This is a genomic window from Cognatundibacterium griseum, assembly GCF_014284195.1.
Taxonomy (GTDB): Bacteria; Pseudomonadota; Gammaproteobacteria; order Burkholderiales; family Burkholderiaceae_D; genus Undibacterium; species Undibacterium griseum.
On record NZ_JACOGC010000001.1, the window covers coordinates 358,792 to 378,695 of the forward strand.

Here is a 19,904-nt window from a genome sequence, read left to right on the forward strand (position 1 = left end):
CGGCTGTATGCAACAGCCACACCGGATGCCGGATGAATGCAACCCGGTTCATCCGGCTGCCGGCTTAACTCCGTTAATGCGGCCTGACTTCTTTTTTCAGTGCCGCCATCGCCATTTTGTCGACCAGTGCCGGCGCCAGAAGTTTCAGCCAGCGCCCCAGTTTTCCTTTGCCGGTCATCACCACATCGCGCTGCCGCTGTTCCATGCCATGCAGGATCAGCCGCGCGCATTCTTCCACCGGCATGGCATCGTCTTCTTTCAGACCGCTGCTGCCCGCGGCTTCACCGGCAGCGTTGTAGCCGTGATAGCGAATGCGCGTGGCGACCACGCCGGGATAAGCAAGCGTGACGCTGACGCCGGCTTCAGCAAGCTCGGTACGCAGGCTTTCAAAAAAACCGTTCATGGCAAATTTGCTGGCGCTGTACGCCGTGCGGCCCGGAACCCCGATCAGCCCTGCCAGGGATGACACGGCGACGATGCTGCCGCGCGACTGCTTCAGATACGGCAGCGCCGCGTGGGTACACCACAGGCTGCCCCAGAAATTAATCCGCATCAGTTCTTCGTACCAGCTGAGGTTTTCCACGTCGCTGAATAAGGCCTGCGCCGATTTACCGGCATTATTGATCAGCGCATCAATCCGGCCGTAGCTGGCGACGGCAGTCTGTATCAGGTGGCGGCAATCGGCTTCGATGCCGACATCCGTTTTCACGACCAGACAGCTGGCGCCTGACTGGCGGCATGCGCTGGCAACCTGCTGCAAGGCTTCGGCGTTGCGCGCCGCCAGCACCAGCGCCACGCTGCTGCCATGTCGCTGCGCCAGCTGGCGCGCCATTTCAGCGCCGATACCGTCTGAGCTGCCGGTAAGAATGACAACCTGCTGTGACTGGCTCATGATTTGTAGCTTTCATCCATGCGATCGAGCTTGCGGATCAGCGATGGCCAGACAAACGCGCCGCCGAGGCCGCCGGTCTGTACCCGCATCGATTCCGCCACCCCTGACACGATCGCCGGATTCACATGCACCAGCTCACCGCCGGCCTGCGCCGCCAGCTGGATCTGGCAGGTGGCTTCAAAGGTGTACATCGAGAGGAATGCATCCGCAATGCTCTTGCCGACAGTCAGCAAGCCGTGGTTGCGCAGCATGAGGAAATTGGCATGCCCCATATCGGCCTGCAGACGTGGCTTTTCTTCATCGCGGAAGGCGACACCTTCGTAATCGTGATAAGCGAGCGAGGCCAGCACAAACGTTGATTGCTGGGACAGCGGCAGCACCCCGCAACGCTGGGCGCTGACGGCAACACCGGCCCGGGTGTGGGTATGCAGCACGCACTGCACGTCTTCCCGCGCTGCATGTACGGCGCTGTGAATCACAAAGCCCGCCGGATTCACGGGAAAAGGTGAATCAATCACCTTGTTGCACTGCTGATCGACTTTCACCAGCGACGATGCGGTGATCTCATCAAACATCAGACCGTAGGGATTAATCAGGAAATGGTGTTCCGGTCCCGGCAGGCGGGCGCTGATATGGGTGAAAACCAGATCGCTCCAGCCATAGGCGGCAACCAGCCGGTAGCAGGCGGCCAGATCAACCCGTAATTGCCATTCTTCGGGGCTGACCTGATCTTTGAGGGAAGGGATATGCATGATGTCTCCGTTGGTTTGAATAGATGAAATTCTTGCTGGAAATCTGGCCGGAAATCAGGCCTGATCTTTCATCGCCGCCTTGTAAATCGTATTGCGCGGCTGTGCAAACAGGCGCCGCAGCATCGGCTCGAATTCAATCATGGGGAAAGTTTCGGCATGGGCGTCGAAGGCCGGATTGTCATACAGCGCGCAGAATTCGGCAGTACGCTCAAAATGCGGATGCCCGCGGAATTGCTCGCGCATATCGCGGTTCATGCCGATGTGATGGAAAAAATAATATCCCTGAAAAATACCGTGGTTCTGCACCATCCACAGGTTTTCCTCGCTGACAAAAGGTTTCAGGATAGCGGCAGCAATATCGGGATGATTGAAGCTGCCCAGCGTGTCGCCAATATCGTGTAGCAGTGCGCAGCACACATATTCCTCGTCCCGGCCGTCGCGCAGGGCCCGTGTCGCGGTCTGCAGCGAATGGGTGTAGCGATCGACCGGAAAGCCGCCGTAATCTCCTTCCAGTAATTGCAGGTGACGGATCACCCGGTCTGGCAAGCCCTGGGCAAACTGCCGGAATTCCGTACCGATGATCTGCCAGTCCTGAGGGGTGCTGTCTTCCATACGGGTGAAATGCGCGCGCTGATGCATGCTGGTCTCCTGTGTTTTTATAAAAATTGACTGGGGTTTTGCTGAAACAGCCGGATGGCACCACCTTAACGCGCTGACCAGCGACAAACTGTCAAATATTTTACAATTGAGCAGATTCTTCACGGAGCCCCGCATGCCGCCAGCCTTCAGCCTGCCTGTCCTGTTGCACAACCCGTGGTTTGCCGCGCTGTCAGCCGGATTGCGGCGTGACATGCTGGCGGCGACCGAACGCCGGCATTTGCAGCCGGGCGAGATGCTGTTCCGGCAAGGACATGCGCCGGACGGTTTTTATGCTCTGCTGCAGGGCAAACTCAAGATGTCGACCCTGAACCAGGACGGGCGCGAGGCGATCCTGACCATGCTCGATATCGGCACCTGGTTTGGCGAAATTTCCCTGATCGATGGCCAGCCGCGCACCCACGATGCCACGGCAGTCGGCCATGCAGAGATTCTGGTCATGCCGCCAGCGGTGTTCGGGCAGCTCATGGAGCAGGCCGAATTTGCCGGTGCTGTGGCGCGGATGCTGGCAGCACGCATCCGGCTGCTGTATGGGCTGGTGGAGGACGCCAGCCTGCGTTCGGTCCGGCACCGGGTGGCGCGGCGGCTGGTGCTGCTGGCCAACAGTCATGCGCCGGTGCCGCACGATAGTCCTGCAGCGATCCCGGTCACGCAGGAGTCGCTGGCAATGATGCTGGGAATCAGTCGCCAGAGCTTGTCGAAAGAGCTGAAATTTTTTGAACAGCACGGCGTGCTGACGCTGGGTTACGGTCAGATCAGCCTGCTGTCTGTCGCATTATTGACACGTCTCAGCGAGGCAGACTGATCGTTTGCCTGACAAGACATTCCCGGTCGCACAAGGTTTTGTTAAAGATTGCAAATACATTGTTTCTTACAGGTATTTTTTGCAAATTCCAGCTATGTTGCAATTCATGGGAGATCAATGCACGATGATAATATCTGCTGTGTGTACATAAGATGTGTGTACGTAACCGATTCATAATCGATATGTGGAATGTCTGGCGTGATTGCTTGCTGAGTCTGGCCCTGACCCTGAGCGCATCGACTGCCGGGGCATATTGTTCGCGTCCGATTACTGTGCCGGTTGCACCGACAGGCTTTAGCGTGATCATCAGCGGCGATATTATTTCCGGTATTTATCCAGAACTGCTCGCTTCCTTGAGCAGCAAAGAAAAATGTGAATTTGTTGTCACGACGGTGCCGCGCGCACGGCTGGAAATGATGTTTGACAACGGTCAGGCGGATATCCTGATTCCCGCTGCACGGACACCGAGGCGCGATCAGTCCGGTATTTTCATCCCCCTGATTTATTACCGCGCCATGCTGATTACTGCCCAGCCGCAGCATAATCCGCCCAGGAATTTTAAAGAACTGCTGGAACAGACGTCGGTTCGCCTGAGTGTCGTGCGGGGATTTGATTATGGAGAAGGCTACCAGAGCCTGATCAGTGAACTGCAAAAACAGGGGCGTCTGAGAATAGAAGCAGATCCGGTATCGGTGGCGCGTGTATTGAAATCCGGTGTTGCTGATTATGCATTGATGACACCATCGATACTTGCCGGTGCGGTGCTGTCAGACCCGCGCGTGGAAGATCTGATGCTCAAGCTGGAATACATGCCTCTGGCCGATCTGCCGTGGGGTGATTCCGGTGTTTATCTGTCACGCAAATCACTGGGAGCGGAAGATATGGCAGCGTTGACCGATATGTTTGAGCGCGTGGCAAATTCCGGTCTGGTCTGGAAAAGTTTTCAGCGTTATTACAAAAAAGAAGTGCTGAAAGAAAGCATCCGGCCGCGCTGAATGCGGATACGGCATCGCTGCAGCATGAGCCGGGATACAGACGTCCGGGCACTGGCGCATTAGTAGATCAGCTCAGGCCGATCCGGGTTTCAAATTTGCTGCGCAATACCGAGAAAAAACTGCGCACATTGCGGATATTGTGCTGCGTGGCAAACAGCCGGTGTGCCAGCGCGTGATAGGCATTCATATCTGCCACCTGAATGACCAGCACAAAATCCGGCCCCGGCGAGACCCGGTAGCACTGCTGTACTGCAGTCTCTCCGGCCACGGTCTGCTCAAACTCAATCAGTTTCTCCGTTGCCTGCTGATCCAGCGTGATTTCCACAATCGCCGTCAGCCCGGCACCGACCTTGTCTGGCGCCAGAATCGCCACCTGCCGGGCGATCACACCCTCATCCATCAGACGCCGCACCCGCCGCAGGCAGGTCGGCGCGGAGGCATGCACCCGTTCCGCCAGTGCATGATTGGTCAGCGTCGCATCGAGTTGCAGTTGCTGCAAAATCCGTTTGTCCAGCTCATCGAGAAGAATCATAAAAGGATAGAGTGAAATAATATTTCAAAATAAAATTATAAATGGAATTTATAGACATAACAAAAAATAGTGTTCGTTAAATTTCAAAAATAACTTTATTTTGAAAGAAAGTGTCGCGATAACTGTTTTAGCATCATCACATTCCTGATTCACCTGATAAGAGGTCATTATGTGCGGTATCGTCGGCGCAGTTGCACAACGTAATATCACCCCAGTATTGCTGGAAGGCTTAAAACGTCTTGAATACCGCGGCTATGATTCCTGCGGCGTCGCCCTGCATGTGGACGGCAGACTGCAGCGCTCGCGCAGCACCTCCCGCGTGGCAGAGCTGCAGGCGCAGGTGGAGCAAAGCGGTCTCGCAGGTTTTACCGGCATCGCCCACACCCGCTGGGCCACGCATGGCGTGCCATCCTCCGCCAATGCGCACCCGCATTTTTCCCGCGAACGGATTGCGCTGGTGCATAACGGCATCATTGAAAACCACGAAGAACTGCGTGCCGAGCTGACGGCCGCCGGCTATGTGTTTGAAAGTCAGACCGATACCGAAGTAATCGCACATCTGGTCGATCATCTGTATCAGGGCGATCTGTTTGAATGTGTGCAGCAGGCTGTCAAACGTCTGACAGGGGCTTACGCGATTGCTGTTTTTTGCCGTGATGAGCCGCACCGCGTAATCGGTGCGCGCCAGGGCTCGCCGCTGATCGTCGGCATCGGCCAGGGAGAAAATTTCCTCGCTTCCGACGCGATGGCGCTGGCAGGCACCACCGACCAGATCATTTATCTGGAAGAAGGCGACGTGGTTGACCTGCAATTGCAGCGTTGCTGGATCGTCGATGCTGGTGGCAAAGCCGTCCAGCGCGAAGTGCGCACCGTCCATGCGCACAGCGGCGCTGCCGAGCTCGGCCCTTACCGGCACTACATGCAGAAAGAAATTTTCGAGCAGCCGCGTGCCATCAGCGACACCCTGGAAGGTGTGAGCAGCATCATGCCGGAACTATTCGGTGATCAGGCATACGGCATTTTCAAACAGATCGACTCCGTATTGATTCTTGCCTGCGGCACCAGCTACTACGCAGGCCTGACCGCCAAATACTGGCTCGAATCCATCGCCAAAATTCCGGTCAATGTGGAAATCGCCAGCGAATACCGTTACCGCGAGAGCGTACCCAATCCGGCGACCCTGGTAGTCACCATTTCCCAGAGCGGCGAAACCGCCGATACGCTGGCCGCCCTGAAACACGCGCGCAGCCGCGGTATGCAACACACACTGACAATCTGTAATGTCGCCACCAGCGCCATGGTGCGCGAATGCGTGCTGTCCTACATCACCCACGCCGGTGTCGAAGTCGGGGTGGCGTCCACCAAGGCATTCACCACCCAGCTCGCCGCTTTATTCCTGCTGACGCTGACGCTGGCGCAAAGCAAAGGCCGCCTGAGTGATGCCGATGAAGCCAACCATATCAAAGCCCTGCGCCACCTGCCGCTTGCCATCAGCGCCGTGCTGGCGCTGGAACCGCAGATCATCGCCTGGGCAGAAGAATTTGCCGACAAGGAAAACGCCTTGTTTCTCGGTCGCGGTCTGCATTACCCGATCGCACTGGAAGGCGCGCTGAAGCTCAAAGAAATTTCCTACATCCACGCAGAAGCCTATCCCGCCGGCGAACTCAAGCACGGCCCGCTGGCGCTCGTGACCAAGGAAATGCCTGTTGTGACCGTGGCACCGAACGATGCCCTGATCGAAAAACTCAAATCCAACATGCAGGAAGTGCGCGCGCGCGGCGGCGAACTCTATGTCTTTGCTGACGCCGATTCACGCATCAGCTCAAGCGAAGGCGTCCACGTCATCCGCATGCCAGAACACTACGGCCAGCTCTCCGCCATCCTGCACGTGATCCCGCTGCAACTGCTCGCCTACCACACCGCCCTGGCCCGCGGCACCGACGTCGATAAGCCCCGTAATCTGGCCAAATCGGTAACGGTGGAGTAATACCGCTAGGTGGAGGGTGACTGTCCCGACAATTAAAGTCATAAACTAAAATCTTCAAGAAAATGCCCAAACCTGGAATATCAGGCTTGGGTATTTTGTATTTGAATCCAGTCAAAATTGAGCCCTTGATTTATCGTAACCTCGCTGTAGCGTATTTTGGTGTGATGCCAATATCAACGATGACATGGTGGAGATCCATAGAAAGTTGAATTATTTAACGTGTTAGGGAGTAGCCATGCCATTCTTCAACTCAGAACTGACACCGCTACTGACTCCGCTCCCGAATGAAACCTTATTCAGTATTTCGACCCGCCACCACGCATTTTGGGGACATTCTCTCGCCAGAAAAACGAGTTTGCTGCTGTATGGAAAGGCGCAAGGGGGCTATCACCACGATCTGCCAAATTGTCTTCATGCGTTTTGTGAATGTACAGAAAATCGCTATGGAAATATTACGGAAATTTGCTTAGAACGGACGCTACTACGGTTCTACCGCCGATTTATTTCTGCCAGCGAGACAGCAAATGCGATTACAGTCATGTCTGGGACGAACGTTCGCCATCTCAAACTCAGATTAGGTATCTTACAGACCAAGTATTCCCTGCCGCTAGGAGAATGTTGATGAATAACTTTCAAAGAATGACAAATCCCTTTATAGCATTTTTAATGTTTGGAGCGGTTTTAGTTTTGATGTCAATTTCTGAAATTTATGGGCGTGCAAGCATTGAAATTGATGGGGTGGTAATAAATCAAGAAGTAGTTTGTCAGCAACCTAGTAACAATCGCTGCGTTACCAACTATCTTATCAAAAAAAACTCAGTAGAGAGCCAAATCATTTATTCGGCTGGGCCTACGGATCAATCCTTGCCCCGAAATCTGCCTGTTGGAGCCGAATTGAAAAAGGAGAAATGGAAACTCAAATTTGAACTGAACGGAAAGATTATCAATGATTTTCCAATTGATTTTTATATAGGTTTATTTGTGATCGGTATGAGCGGAATTGTGACTTGGTTTGTAAAAACAAATAATGATAATAAGAAAATATAAGGTTTTTTAGATAAATTGTAATTATGAGTGTTGATTTGCATTAAAACTGCCCCATCCACAAACCGTATTTACACCGAATTTTGAACTACGGGCAGGTTTATGACCGATGTCAGTAGCAGCGTTTGCACTGGAGCTACTGGCCTATCTTGACCAAGCCAGCAAGATCGCTACCCGGGCGTATATCTACGAGCTGGCGGGCAATGTAGCGCTGAAGATGAACGACAAGCCGCAAGCGATCTCGGCATTTCAGTCTGCATTGAAAGTGACCCCGGGCCTCGCGCCCAAAGAAAGGCAGGCACTGGAGAAAAAGCTCCTTACGCTGAAGGCCATTAAATAACCCTGAAAAACAAAAGGAGAAAATATACGAAGTTTAACGGCTCTATCGTGCTGCTTCATGCCCTGCGCCCTTTATGCTGGACGGTGCGTCAGCTGTTGCTGCAGAGCGCTCCCCGACGGAAGCTTTTTCGGTGAAGTCGGATCGTAGACAGTGCAGAAAATTCATCACCAGCAAACTGCGAGAGGATTTGCCGCGTGCCGGTTTGCACAGTCAACGCGGGATGTTCAGTTTAAGAATTTCATCCGCAGCACGTAAGCCGGACTGATATGCGCCGTGTACAGTCTGATAATATTTTTTATCGGTTGCTTCACCGGCAAAAAACACTTTACCTGCAATACTTCTGGCCAGATCATCACGCTGCCCCGGCGTCGATCCGACTGCATTGAAAGAATAAGAGCCACGGGCGTATGGGTCAGATTTCCAGCGTGTGATCACCGCATCCACCGGCATCGGAATTGGTCTGCCGAACATCGTGCTCAGTATTGATACAGCGCTCTGGATGGCTTTTTCATCACTCCAGGCTTCGATTTTACTGCCAAATTCAGCAGCATTAAAACCCATCAGTATGGGTTTGCCGGTAGAGCGTGCAAAACTGACCCACTCTGCCCACTCACCGGCATGGCCGGTACGCGGTAAATGATTCAGCCAGTCCAGATTCGCATTCCAGAAAGTTTCCGGAAACAGCAGGCAATATTTATTCAGTACACCAAAACCCAGCTGACTGATTGCCGCCTGCTTTTGCGATGGCAAAGTTGGCGTAAATCTGATATTGCTGGCTTTCAAAACGCCCAGTGGAAGAGTGACTATTGCCATACCTGCGTTGAAAACACCCTGTGAGGTTTCCACCGTCACACCGTCTTTATCACCATAATGCACAGCACTGACTTCGTGGCGCAAGCGAATATCCAGACCGGCCGCCAGCGCATTGGTAATGACTTGATAGCCATCCAGAAAAATCGCTTCATCACCCGCATACGAACTGCCGTCATCAAACCACAAACGAGATAACTGATCCGCAGAACCACTGTATTCATGCTCAAAATTTGAATTCAGCGTGAAATCGATGATGCGCTGCTCCAGCGGCGGGCGGGTGTCGTAATCGGTTTCAGCGTAGACCAGTTTGCGCAGCGACGAGTCCGGCCCGCGACGACTTTGTTCAGCGATTACTTCGCTGATTTCTTTGCGTATGCTGTCGATTTTCTTTTCATCGCGAACACTCAGCATCGTGCTGTCACCATTATACAGTTCGGCCTTTTCAGCATCAGTGGTCACGGTTCGGGCACCGATTTTACGCGCCAGTCTTGCAACCGGATTCGACAGCCCGGCACCATGTATCCAGGACGCACCGATATCGACAGCAGGGCCGCGCCAGTTTGCATAGGTATGAATTCGCCCGCCGGTACGGTCACGGGCTTCCAGCACAATCACATCCAAGCCGATATCGTGCAATTTCCGGGTAGCTGCCAGACCAGCAATACCGGCACCAATCACTAACACCTGTGCTGTATTTTTTTGCGCACTTTGGCCAGCGGCAAGACTGCCCAGGGGTAATAATGGTGACCAGCCTAAACCAGCTTTTAAGATGGTTCTGCGTTTCATGCTGCCCTCCTGTTCAGGTTGTATATTGCTGACTCAACTCTTCATTCGCTGCACGAAATTTCGACAAATATACGCTGTGTACCGACTGAAAATATTTTATATCCGTTACCTCACCGGAAAAATACATGCGGCAGCCCAGCGGCGCTGCCCGTACGACCACAACCTGCCGGCACTAAGCTGCCTGTCATCGAAAAAAATCACGTCTGTTTATGCCCTGCTACTCTCAATCTGGTTACATTCACTCCGTACAACTTCAACGGATCTCATTTCAAACGCTGGATCTTGCGCGATACGTTTTGAGAAAAAAAAGAGAAAATCTGGAGATTTGATGGAAATATATCGAAAATGTATCCAACGTAAGAAAAAAACAAAGCAACCAATCCCAACCAGTGGAGAGTCTCATGAGTCTTAACCGTCTTGTGCCTATGCAGCCTGTCAAGAGTCTATCGGTCAGTGTGGCGTTTTACGAGAAGCTTGGTTTCCGGGTTGAAAGTCGGAATGATGAGTGGGGGTGGTCGATGTTGTCCTGTGGAAATTGTCAGATCATGCTCGATCAGTCTATTAATCTGCATCCGGACATTCCCCGCATTTCCGTTCTCTATCTTTATCCTGACGATCTCGTGGATTTTCGCCGTTGTGCGCAAGAAAATGGGCTCTGCCTTCCTGAGATCGGTGACACATTTTACGGAATGGCCGAATTTCGCATAGAAGACCCGGACGGTAATCGCCTCTGGATTGGTCAAGTCAGGGAGCAATAATCCATACTGTTGCAGCATCTGCCTTCTAGCCTGCTTATCTTGCCGGCGGCATGCGCTGAATGCGATGCATCCGGTGAAACACGCGATTGATCGACAGCAGAAAATATTTTGAAAATATGCTGTAAGAAATCCTCATGCAGCGACGACTACATCATCAATAGATCGGGCATGCTCTGCGAGACAGGGGCGTGCCGGGGTTTATTGTGAGTCATTTCAGAAATTTATTTCCACTGTAAAGGATCAACATCATGAGCAATTTCACTGCAACACAAAAAAATACCGCCGCCGCTCTCGCGATCGCATTGACAGCAGCCCTGACAACGATGTCGGCACCGGCATCGGCTGCCGACAAGATGGGCGGCGATACAGAAAAATGTTTTGGCGTGGCCCTGAAGGGTAAAAACGATTGCAAGGCTGGCGCCGGCACGACCTGCGCCGGCACTTCCAAGATCGACTATCAGGGCAATGCCTGGTCGACGGTACCTGCCGGAACCTGTGTAAAAACCGTGTCCAAGACTTCACCGACCGGTTTTGGACAGATGGAAGCTTTCAAGGAAAAGAAAGCCTGATGCGCTATTGAACATCACGGAGCGCTCTATGCTGAAACAATTCTCTGCATCGTTGCCGCATGGCGGCGCTCCGGCTGGCGCGACCATGCCTTGCCTGCCGGTACGCGCAGGCATAGGCCTGAAACCGGAGCATTTTCATGCGGTGCTGGAAATGCAGCCCGATGTCGGTTTCTTTGAAATCCACGCTGAAAATTACATGGTCGATGGCGGCCCATTACATCATTATCTGACCAGAATCCGCGAACAATATCCGCTCTCTTTGCATGGTGTCGGTTTGTCGATTGGCGGAGAGTCCGCACTGGATACCCGGCATCTGGATAAACTAGCCGCGTTAATCCGGCGCTATGCACCGCAATCATTTTCCGAACACCTGGCCTGGTCCAGTCACGGTGATGTATTTCTCAACGACTTGCTGCCGGTATCTTATGACGCGACCAGCTTGCAGCGCGTCTGCGACCATATCGATCAGGTGCAGTCGCACCTGCAATGCCGGATGCTGCTCGAAAATCCGGCAAGCTATGTGGAATTTTCTTCGTCAAACATGACGGAAGCGGAATTTATCCGCGAGGTGGTGCAACGCACCGGCTGCGGCCTGTTGCTGGATGTGAACAATGTTTATATCTCCAGCGTCAATCACCAGCGCGACGCCTGCGCCATGATCCGCGCCCTGAGCCTGTTACCGGTGGGGGAAGTACATCTGGCTGGATTTGCGCAGGAGACAGATGCTACCGGAGCGCCATTACTGATTGACAGCCACGGTGCCGCCGTTGCGCAGGAAGTCTGGGGACTATATCAGTACGCGCTGGAACGGTTGGGGCCGGTTGCCACGCTGATCGAGTGGGATAACGATGTTCCGGCGCTGGAGGTCTTATGCCAGGAGGCGATGCAGGCAGATTGCCTGTTGCAGGATGTTTCCGTATGGGAGCGCATCGCATGAGCCAGCAGCAGTTTGCCGATGCCCTGCTGAATCCGGCACTGCCCGCGCCGTCTGGGCTGAGCACATGGAATGGCTCTGATCCGGCAGCGCGTTTCGCGGTGTACCGCAACAATGTGACGGTGTCGCTGATCGATGCGCTGGCGGATACCTTCCCCGTCACGCAGCAATTGGTTGGAGAAGATTTTTTCCGTGCCGCTGCCCGGCTGTTTGTGGCGGGTGAGCCGCCGCGGTCGAAAGTCCTGGCCTTTTACGGTGCGGCATTTCCGGATTTTCTGGCGAATTTTCCACCGGCGGCAACGGTGCCTTATCTGGCAGACGTGGCCCGGCTGGAAATGCTGCGCGTGCATGCCTGCCATGCGGCAGATTATCCGCAGCCAGCGCCGGAAACGTTGATACACATTCTGGACAAGCCTGATTTGTTGCCTCACTGTCGCCTGCACCTGCATCCGTCGGTGCGGATTTTCCGGTCGGAATATGCGGCGGTATCGCTCTGGGCGGCGCATCATGGCCTGGGCGACATCGCCAACATAGACCCGGATATCCCTGAGTCGGCATATATCGTGCGGCCTGCGCTGGAGGTGGAGGTCATTCCGGTATCCGTTGCCGCCGCCGGTTTTCTTGCGCATCTGCTGGCAGGAGCCAGCTTGGGCGAAGCCGCGGAACTGAGCAGCAGCGCAGGCATGCAAGCAGAACTCGCAGACATTTTTCATCTGCTCATCAGGACCGGATCGGTCACCGGGATCAGCCATCTATCAGGAGAACAGCATGAATGAACACCACCACATCAGCCATATCCGCCGCAGTCAGCCATTGATTGCCCTGATTCAGCGGCTGATCACCTTATTCGGGCATATTCCGGATTCGCTGATCGCTGCCGTCGGGCGGTTTTCGATTGCGGCCGTATTCTGGAAATCGGGGCAGACAAAAATTCAGGGGCTGGCGATTGATCTGATCAGCGGTGAATTCACCCTCGGCTGGCCGCATTTGTCAGATAGCGCGACCGAATTGTTCCGCAGCGAATACCATCTGCCTTGGATCGCGCCGGAGCTGGCCGCACCGATGGCGGCAATGGCAGAGCATGTTTTTCCTGTGCTGCTCCTGCTGGGGCTGGCAACCCGCTTTTCTGCGCTGGCATTGTTCGGCATGACCATGGTGATCGAAATTTTCGTGTATCCGGATGCGTATCCCGTGCATGGAACCTGGGCGGCCATACTGCTGTATCTGATGGCCAAAGGACCGGGAAAAATTTCTGTCGATCACTGGATTGCGCGTTGTGTGCAGCGTTAGAGCAGATACGCCGTGTCCTGATCACATACGCTGACAAACGATTGTTCTGTGTTTCCGCCATTGCGCGCATCTTCACATATGCCTTCTCGTCAAAATCAACATGACGAATCAACCTGTCGCGGGGGGACATGATTCTTAGCCGATCAGGCCTGTGCTACACTCAGCCATCGTGCAAGATGCGCAGAAGTTGCCCTGGAAAACTGATGTTATCCGGTCTTCGGCTCTTCACCGATACCCTCCCGGCGACATATCCGGGCTAGGCTTCGCACAAGTTCTCCTACATTTTACTGAACAGGTCGCCTTCATGAAGTCTGCAAAAAATACATGGGTCTGGCGCGGCGCCAGCGGCTTGCTGATGTTTTTCCTGCTGACTTCCTGCGGTGGCGGCGGAAGCGGCTCCAGTCCGCCGGGGGCAGTCAATCCGCCGCCTCCAGTGGCGCAGATCACTGCCAGCCAGGCAGCACGCTTTCTGACCCAGGCCACGTTTGGTGCGCGCCAGACCGACATCGATCAACTCGTCTCCAGCAACAGTTACGATAACTGGATCAGCAGCCAGCAGAGCATGCCGGCCACTTTGCAGCTGCCGCAAATTCCTGCCAGCGGCACATCCACGGCGCTGCGCAATGCGCGTATAGAGGCATGGTGGAATACCGCAATCAATGCTCAGGATCAGTTACGGCAACGCGTGGCGTTCGCCCTGAGTGAAATTTTCGTGGTATCCGATCGTAGCGACGCGTTGTCCGAAGAAGTACGTGCCGTCGCCTATTACCACGACTTGCTGGCTAAAGATGCTTTCGGCAGCTTTCGCACGCTGCTGGAAGATGTAACTCTCAGTCCGGCGATGGGGCTGTATCTGAACATGCTCGGCAATCAAAAGCCGGACCCTGCCAATAATATTCATGCCGATGAAAACTATGCCCGCGAAGTGATGCAGTTATTCACGATTGGGTTAGTACAACTCAATGCCGATGGCACGGTAAAAACCAGTGGCAGCAATCCGATTCCCACTTACGGCCAGCCGGAAGTCAGCGGCCTTGCACGCGTGCTGACGGGGTGGAGCTGGAACAGTACCGATTTCTTCAACGGTCCGGCCAATAACCTTGCACAGATGGTTCCTTTTGCCAGCTTTCACGACACCACTGGCAAAACCATCGTCGGCGGCGTTGCCATCACCGGCAGCGACGCACGCACGGAACTGAAATCCGCACTCGATGCGTTGGCCAATCATCCCAATGTCGGCCCTTTCGTCTGCCGCCAACTCATTCAGCGGCTCGTCACCAGCAATCCGTCCCCGGCGTATGTGGCACGTATCGCGCAAGTATTTGCCGACAACGGTCGGGGCGTGCGTGGCGACCTGAGTGCCGTGGTGCGCGCTATGCTGCTGGATGCAGAAGCACGCAGTGACAGCAATATCAGCGGTGCGGCATACGGCAAACTGCGCGAGCCGCTGTTGATGGCAACCCATTTGTGGCGGGCTTTTGGCGCCAGCGCAGCCAATGGAAAATATCAGGAATGGAACCCCGAAGACAGTCTCGGCCAGGCACCGTTCAGCGCACCTTCCGTATTCAATTTCTTCAACCCGCGCTTCGCGCCGGCAGGGCCGATTCAACAGGCAGGGCTGGTTGCACCGGAATTCCAGCGCGTCAATGCGGCTTCGGTAGCATTGATCAACAACTTCCTGGCTGGCCACATCTTCGGTCACGATCAGGGCAACACCAGTGCGCAAGCCGGCGACATCCTGTTGAACCTCGATCCGCTGCGCTCACTGGTGACCGGCAGTGACAGCGGTCCGCTGGTGGACAAGCTGAATCTGTTGCTGATGAGCGGCCAGATGAATGCAGGCATGCGGCAATTACTGGTAACACGTTTGAACGGCATGGACGCCAGCGACCGCGGCACCGCCCGCATTCTGGAAGCCATTTTCCTGACGATGGGTTCGCCAGCCTATCAAGTACAGAAATGAGGACGTCGATGAAACAGACTTTACCCATCGCCCTGATGAACCGGCGCACCTTGCTCAAATGGGGCTGTGGCGCAGCCTTGGGCAGCTCTTCCCTGCTGGCCACGCTGGGCGGACTGGCCACGATGGGAAGCGCGGCGGCGGCCAGTGGCCCGGGCTATCGCGCCTTGGTATGCGTGTATCTCTACGGCGGCAATGATGCCTTCAACCTGATTGTGCCAACAGACAGTGCCGGTTATGCAGCGTATCAGAGCGCGCGCGTGAAGCTGGCCATCCCCCAGTCCAGCCTGTTGCCCATCACGCCTAAAACTCCGGATGGTCACCAATATGGCTTGCATCCTTCCGTACCAGAACTGCAATCCTTGTTCTCAAGCGGGCAGCTGGGCATAGTCGCCAATGTCGGTACCTTGCTCGCCCCTGTGACACGTACGGATTACCTGGCCGGAAATAACCTGCCGCCACAGTTGTTCTCGCATTACGATCAGACCAATCAATGGATGACCAGTCGTCCTGAAATTCCGGATCTCACCGGCTGGGGCGGGCGTATCGCTGATTTACTGCAATCGCAGAATCAGGCGAATGGCTTATCGATGAATATCTCGCTGGACGGTAACAACGTATTCCAAAGCGGAAACACCGTGTTGCCTTACGCCGTTGATCCACAAGCCGGTGCACAGGATTTTGATGGACTGACTGCCAGCGATCCGGCTGAACGCCTGAAGGCTTTTCAATCAATCATCGACCAAGGCGGTGCCAGCGCTAATCTGCTCGAACAACAACAAGCCGGCGCAGTCAGGCAAAGCCGCACACTGGGCAATACAGTACGCACTGCGCTTGGCCAGGCACCGGTTCTTAAAACCGCATTTCCCAATAGCGACCTGGGGCGGCAGTTGAAAATGGCAGCGCAACTGATCGCCGTACGCAGTCAGCTGGGAGCAACGCGGCAAGTGTTTTTCGTCTCCATGGGTGGCTTCGATACGCATGACAATCAGCCGATTGTGCAACCCAGATTGTTCAGTGTACTCAGTCAGGCACTCTCCGCTTTTTACAATGCCACGGTAGAGCTGGGCATTGCCAATTCGGTCACTACCTTTACGCAATCGGATTTTGGCCGCACGCTGACCAATAACGACAACGGCACCGATCACGGCTGGGGTTCGCACCATCTGGTGATGGGTGGCGGCGTCACCGGCGGCGATATCTACGGCAGCATGCCTGACCTGACCATAGGTGGTGCGAATGACGCTGATCTCGGCCGCATCATTCCTTCCACCTCGACCTATCAGTACGCCGCTACACTGGGGCAATGGCTGGGCGTTTCCAATAGCGATCTGGCGACCCTGTTTCCGAATTTAAATCGTTTCAACAAAGCCAATCTGGGATTTATGGCCTGAAGGCTTTCCGGTATGCAGCTGTGCTCAGAGTACCTATGAGCGAATCTGGATCAGCGTTATAAAGTGTTGGGTAGCGTGGCGTTATGCTGACGGATACTCAGACCATGCAGCCGGAGGCGCCGGAAGACAGGTCATGGACGGTTTCATGTCGCTGCTTGCCGGCTTCCACCGCCGTTGCGGCAGGGACGGCAACGCCGTTTTTGACGGCGACGATTTCAGCCATGATGGACAGTGCGATTTCTGCCGGCGTCTTGCTGCCGATATACAGGCCAGCCGGACCATGCAATCCTTGCAGGGTCTGGTCCGGGATATCGAAATGGGTGCGCAGCCGTTCGCGCCGGTGCTGGCTGTTTCTGCGCGAGCCGATTGCGCCGACGTAAAATGCCTGCGACTGCAGCGCATCGATCAGTGCCAGATCATCGAGTTTCGGGTCATGTGTCAGGGCAATGACGGCGGTGCGTGCATCGGGCTGCAAGCGCAGGATCAGGTCGTCCGGCATGTCTGGGCTCAGGCTGGTGCCGGGCAATTGCCAGCTGGCGCGGTATTCTTCGCGGGGCTCGCAGACGATGACTTCAAAGCCCAGGCTCAGGGCGATCTGGCACAGGAAACGGGACAGGTCGCTGGCGCCGATGACGATCAGCCTGACTTGCGGCCCCAGGTAAGTGGTGAGTTGCTGCTGATCCAGGTGCGGCACGCCGTCGCGCTGACCCGGCCGCAGCGTGACCTGACCGCTTGTCAGGTCCAGCACCCGTTCGGTACTGCGCCGCTGTTCGCAGGACGCCAGCAATTCATCCAGCCGGCTGTGCGCCGATACCGGTTCCAGCACCAGTTCGACCGTACCGCCGCAGGGCAGGCCGAAACGGTGCGCTTCGTCGGCGGAAATGCCGTAGCGCATCACGGCGGGCAGATGGTTGTTGCAGACGGTATGGATGCCTTGTTCCCGTATGCGTTGTATCAGTTCGTCTTCAATGCAGCCTCCTGACACCGAACCGGCGGTTTCGCCGCGGGCGTTGATCGCCATCAGCGAACCGGGCGGGCGCGGGGAGGAGCCCCAGGTTCTGGCTACCGTGACCAGCACGACGGGCAGGCCGACTGCCTGCCAGTGCAGTGCGGTGCGGAGCACGAAGGTGTCGAGATCTTCCATCTTGTCAGCCTGCTCCTCAGGTTGTGCTCAGCTTGAACGGCAGCTGGCGCACCGGCTTGCCGGTCAGCCGCGCCAGCGCGTTGGCAAAGGCCGGTGCCAGTGGCGGCAGGCCGGGTTCGCCCATGCCAGTCGGTGGTTCTGCGCTGGGCACCACATGGATGTCGAAAGCCGGCACATCCGTGATGCGGGCCACGGTGTAGTCGCTGAAGTTGCTCTGTTCGACGATACCGTCTTTCAGCGTGATGGCCGCACCCGGCAGACACATGGACAGCCCCATGACGGCGGCTCCCTGTACCTGCGCCTCGATGGTGCGCGGATTGACCGCCAGATTGCAATGCACACCGGCCGTCACGCGAATCAGCGCCGGTTGTCCTTTTTTGAGCGTGGCTTCCACCACATAGGCGACCACGGTTGAGAATGATTCATGCACGGCCACGCCCCAGGCATGACCGGCCGGCAGACGTTTTTTGCCATAGCCGCTCTTGTCCACTGCCAGCTGCAGCGCGGCGCGGTGACGCAGATGCTGCTCACCGAACAAGCTCATCCGGTAGGCTACCGGGTCCTGTTTTGTGGCGCGGGCGATCTCATCGATCAGTGTTTCCATCACAAATGCCGTATGGGTCGAGCCGACGCTGCGCCACCACAGCACCGGCACATTGTGCTTTGGATGATGTACTGTCAGACGCATCGGGAAAGGATAAGGATCGCGCATGCCTTCGGTGGCGGTGGCGTCGATGCCGTTTTTGACCTGGAATGATTCAAACAGCGTGCCTGCGGTGATGGACTGGCCGACGATCACATGATCCCAGGCCAGCACTTTACCTTTCTGGTCGAAACCGATACGGGCGCGGTGCAGGTGCATCGGGCGGTAATAGCCGCCGTGCATATCGTCTTCACGGCTCCAGACTGTGCGCACCGGCACATTCAGGCCTGCTGCACGGGTTGCCTTGGCAATTTCGCAGGCTTCAGTGACAAAATCGCTGCCGCTGGAAAAGCGCCGGCCAAATCCGCCGCCTGCCATCTGCACATGCATGGCAACCTGTTCCGGTTTCAGTCCCAGCACTTTCGCTGCCGCCGCCGCATCCATGCCGGGCCCCTGAGAGCCGGTCCAGACTTCGGCGCGTCCTTCTGACAATGCCACGGTGCAGTTCAGCGGCTCCATGGCGGCATGTGCCAGATAAGGGAAAATAAATTCGACATCGATTTTTCCGGTAGCGCTGGCGAGTGCGGAAACATCCGCCTCAAACAGCCGCGGGCCCGGCTGTGTGGCGAGCTGGCGGTATTCTGCCAGTTGCTTGATGCTGTCCACTTTTTCGACCGATCCGGTGTTCCATGTCAGTTTCAGCGCATCGCGCCCTTTTTTGGCAGACCAGTAGCCATCGGCCACCACAGCCACACCTTCGCCATGATGATCCAGCGGGATACGCACCACCGCCTTGACGCCTTTGACGGCCAGCGCCGCACTGTCGTCCACCGAAGACGGGCGGCCGCCAAAGACCGGCGGCCGGGCGACCACGGCAGTCAGCTGCCCCGGTAAATGCATATCGATACCGTAATCCTGTTTGCCGCTGCTTTTGGCGCGTGCATCCAGACGGTTGGTGGGCTGGCCGATGAGACGGAAGTCGGCAGGATTTTTCAGCGTCACATGCTCCGGCACCGGCATCGTCATGGCGGATTCTGCCAATTCGCCATAGCTGAGCTGGCGACCGTCGGGATGGATCACCTTGCTGGCCTGGGTGCGCAATTGCGCGGCAGGCGTATTCCAGCGCGCTGCGGCAGCGCTCAGCAGCATGGCACGGGAACGGGCGCCGAGTTCACGGTATTGCGTAAAACTGTTCTTGATGGAATTGGAGCCGCCGGTCAGGTGGATGCCAAACAGCGGATCGGCATAGGCCGCATCGCCCGACCCGTGCTGGCTGTGCACCATGCTCCAGTCGGCATCGAGCTCTTCTGCCAGGATCATTGGCAGCGCAGTCTGCACACCCTGACCGAATTCAAGCCGGTTGATGATGACCGTGATGTCACCGTCCGGCGCAATCCGGACAAATGCCGATGGCTGCTGGGTGGGTTTTAAGGCGTCCGCTGTCTGCCCGACTGCCAGATGAGGGAAAGCGCCGAGCGCGAATCCGCCGATGCCCGCAAGCTTCAGGAAACTGCGGCGCGTCAGTCCTGACGCGGGTTCCGGTTGATTCCGGCTCAGCAGGTGCTGCAGGGCGCGCGGCATGTCGATGTCTTGGATATTCGGTAACATG

19 protein-coding genes are annotated in these 19,904 nt (G+C 55.8%); 12 read left to right on the forward strand and 7 right to left on the reverse strand.

The window, feature by feature from the left end:
* Positions 1-73: 73 nt before the first annotated feature.
* From H8K27_RS01495 to H8K27_RS01505, 3 genes are read right to left on the reverse strand one after another with little or no spacing between them, the layout of a single operon-like run.
* Positions 74-892, reverse strand: a complete 819-nt coding sequence (locus H8K27_RS01495) for an SDR family oxidoreductase (RefSeq protein ID WP_186861468.1) — start codon at positions 890-892, stop codon at positions 74-76.
* Positions 889-1,644: a class II aldolase/adducin family protein gene (locus H8K27_RS01500; RefSeq protein WP_186861469.1), complete on the reverse strand. Its 756-nt coding sequence runs from the start codon at positions 1,642-1,644 to the stop codon at positions 889-891. Before H8K27_RS01500 ends, H8K27_RS01495 begins: the two co-directional genes overlap by 4 nt.
* Before the next feature lie 54 nt (positions 1,645-1,698).
* Positions 1,699-2,283 (reverse strand): HD domain-containing protein, encoded by a 585-nt coding sequence (locus H8K27_RS01505; RefSeq protein WP_186861470.1) that lies wholly within the window; start codon positions 2,281-2,283, stop codon positions 1,699-1,701.
* A gap of 133 nt (positions 2,284-2,416) precedes the next feature.
* On the opposite strand from H8K27_RS01505, the gene H8K27_RS01510 reads away from it, so the two are divergent.
* A complete protein-coding gene (locus H8K27_RS01510; protein ID WP_186861471.1) occupies positions 2,417-3,106 on the forward strand; it encodes a Crp/Fnr family transcriptional regulator in 690 nt (229 codons plus the stop codon).
* Positions 3,107-3,288: 182 nt separating this feature from the next.
* Positions 3,289-4,101: a substrate-binding periplasmic protein gene (locus tag H8K27_RS01515; protein WP_186861472.1), complete on the forward strand. Its 813-nt coding sequence runs from the start codon at positions 3,289-3,291 to the stop codon at positions 4,099-4,101.
* A gap of 67 nt (positions 4,102-4,168) precedes the next feature.
* On the opposite strand, the gene H8K27_RS01520 is transcribed toward H8K27_RS01515, so the two are convergent.
* Entirely contained in the window at positions 4,169-4,633 is a 465-nt protein-coding gene (locus H8K27_RS01520) for an Lrp/AsnC family transcriptional regulator (RefSeq protein ID WP_186861473.1), read from the reverse strand.
* A 169-nt stretch (positions 4,634-4,802) separates the two neighbouring features.
* On the opposite strand from H8K27_RS01520, the gene glmS reads away from it, so the two are divergent.
* The 3 genes from glmS to H8K27_RS01535 all read left to right on the forward strand — a co-directional run bounded on the left by glmS (position 4,803) and on the right by H8K27_RS01535 (position 8,004).
* Entirely contained in the window at positions 4,803-6,620 is a 1,818-nt protein-coding gene (gene glmS, locus H8K27_RS01525; RefSeq protein ID WP_186861474.1) for a glutamine--fructose-6-phosphate transaminase (isomerizing), read from the forward strand.
* 621 nt (positions 6,621-7,241) lie between these two features.
* Positions 7,242-7,667: a hypothetical protein gene (locus tag H8K27_RS01530; RefSeq protein ID WP_186861475.1), complete on the forward strand. Its 426-nt coding sequence runs from the start codon at positions 7,242-7,244 to the stop codon at positions 7,665-7,667.
* Positions 7,668-7,773: 106 nt separating this feature from the next.
* Positions 7,774-8,004 carry a hypothetical protein gene (locus H8K27_RS01535; RefSeq protein WP_186861476.1) on the forward strand — a complete coding sequence of 77 codons (231 nt, stop codon included), beginning with the start codon at positions 7,774-7,776 and terminating at the stop codon, positions 8,002-8,004.
* A gap of 210 nt (positions 8,005-8,214) precedes the next feature.
* Here the strand turns inward: H8K27_RS01535 and H8K27_RS01540 are convergent, their stop codons facing one another.
* Positions 8,215-9,603 carry a flavin monoamine oxidase family protein gene (locus tag H8K27_RS01540; protein ID WP_186861477.1) on the reverse strand — a complete coding sequence of 463 codons (1,389 nt, stop codon included), beginning with the start codon at positions 9,601-9,603 and terminating at the stop codon, positions 8,215-8,217.
* 401 nt (positions 9,604-10,004) lie between these two features.
* Here H8K27_RS01540 and H8K27_RS01545 point away from each other — a divergent pair, with 401 nt between their 5' ends.
* The 7 genes from H8K27_RS01545 to H8K27_RS01575 all read left to right on the forward strand — a co-directional run bounded on the left by H8K27_RS01545 (position 10,005) and on the right by H8K27_RS01575 (position 16,508).
* Positions 10,005-10,361: a VOC family protein gene (locus tag H8K27_RS01545; protein ID WP_186861478.1), complete on the forward strand. Its 357-nt coding sequence runs from the start codon at positions 10,005-10,007 to the stop codon at positions 10,359-10,361.
* A gap of 248 nt (positions 10,362-10,609) precedes the next feature.
* Positions 10,610-10,930: a BufA1 family periplasmic bufferin-type metallophore gene (locus tag H8K27_RS01550; RefSeq protein WP_186861479.1), complete on the forward strand. Its 321-nt coding sequence runs from the start codon at positions 10,610-10,612 to the stop codon at positions 10,928-10,930.
* Positions 10,931-10,958: 28 nt separating this feature from the next.
* Complete coding sequence (gene bufB, locus H8K27_RS01555; RefSeq protein WP_222610560.1) at positions 10,959-11,867, forward strand: MNIO family bufferin maturase; 909 nt, start codon at positions 10,959-10,961, stop codon at positions 11,865-11,867.
* Positions 11,864-12,640 (forward strand): HvfC/BufC N-terminal domain-containing protein, encoded by a 777-nt coding sequence (locus tag H8K27_RS01560; protein ID WP_186861480.1) that lies wholly within the window; start codon positions 11,864-11,866, stop codon positions 12,638-12,640. The genes bufB and H8K27_RS01560 overlap by 4 nt, the downstream gene beginning before the upstream one ends.
* Complete coding sequence (locus tag H8K27_RS01565) at positions 12,633-13,154, forward strand: DoxX family protein (RefSeq protein ID WP_186861481.1); 522 nt, start codon at positions 12,633-12,635, stop codon at positions 13,152-13,154. Before H8K27_RS01560 ends, H8K27_RS01565 begins: the two co-directional genes overlap by 8 nt.
* 304 nt (positions 13,155-13,458) lie before the next feature.
* Positions 13,459-15,117, forward strand: a complete 1,659-nt coding sequence (locus H8K27_RS01570) for a DUF1800 domain-containing protein (RefSeq protein WP_186861482.1) — start codon at positions 13,459-13,461, stop codon at positions 15,115-15,117.
* An 8-nt stretch (positions 15,118-15,125) separates the two neighbouring features.
* On the forward strand, positions 15,126-16,508 hold the full coding sequence (locus H8K27_RS01575) for a DUF1501 domain-containing protein (RefSeq protein WP_186861483.1): 1,383 nt from the start codon (positions 15,126-15,128) through the stop codon (positions 16,506-16,508).
* A gap of 97 nt (positions 16,509-16,605) precedes the next feature.
* On the opposite strand, the gene H8K27_RS01580 is transcribed toward H8K27_RS01575, so the two are convergent.
* Positions 16,606-17,652, reverse strand: a complete 1,047-nt coding sequence (locus H8K27_RS01580; RefSeq protein WP_186861484.1) for an XdhC family protein — start codon at positions 17,650-17,652, stop codon at positions 16,606-16,608.
* Positions 17,653-17,668: 16 nt separating this feature from the next.
* Complete coding sequence (locus H8K27_RS01585; protein ID WP_186861485.1) at positions 17,669-19,903, reverse strand: xanthine dehydrogenase family protein molybdopterin-binding subunit; 2,235 nt, start codon at positions 19,901-19,903, stop codon at positions 17,669-17,671.
* Position 19,904 lies beyond the last annotated feature (1 nt).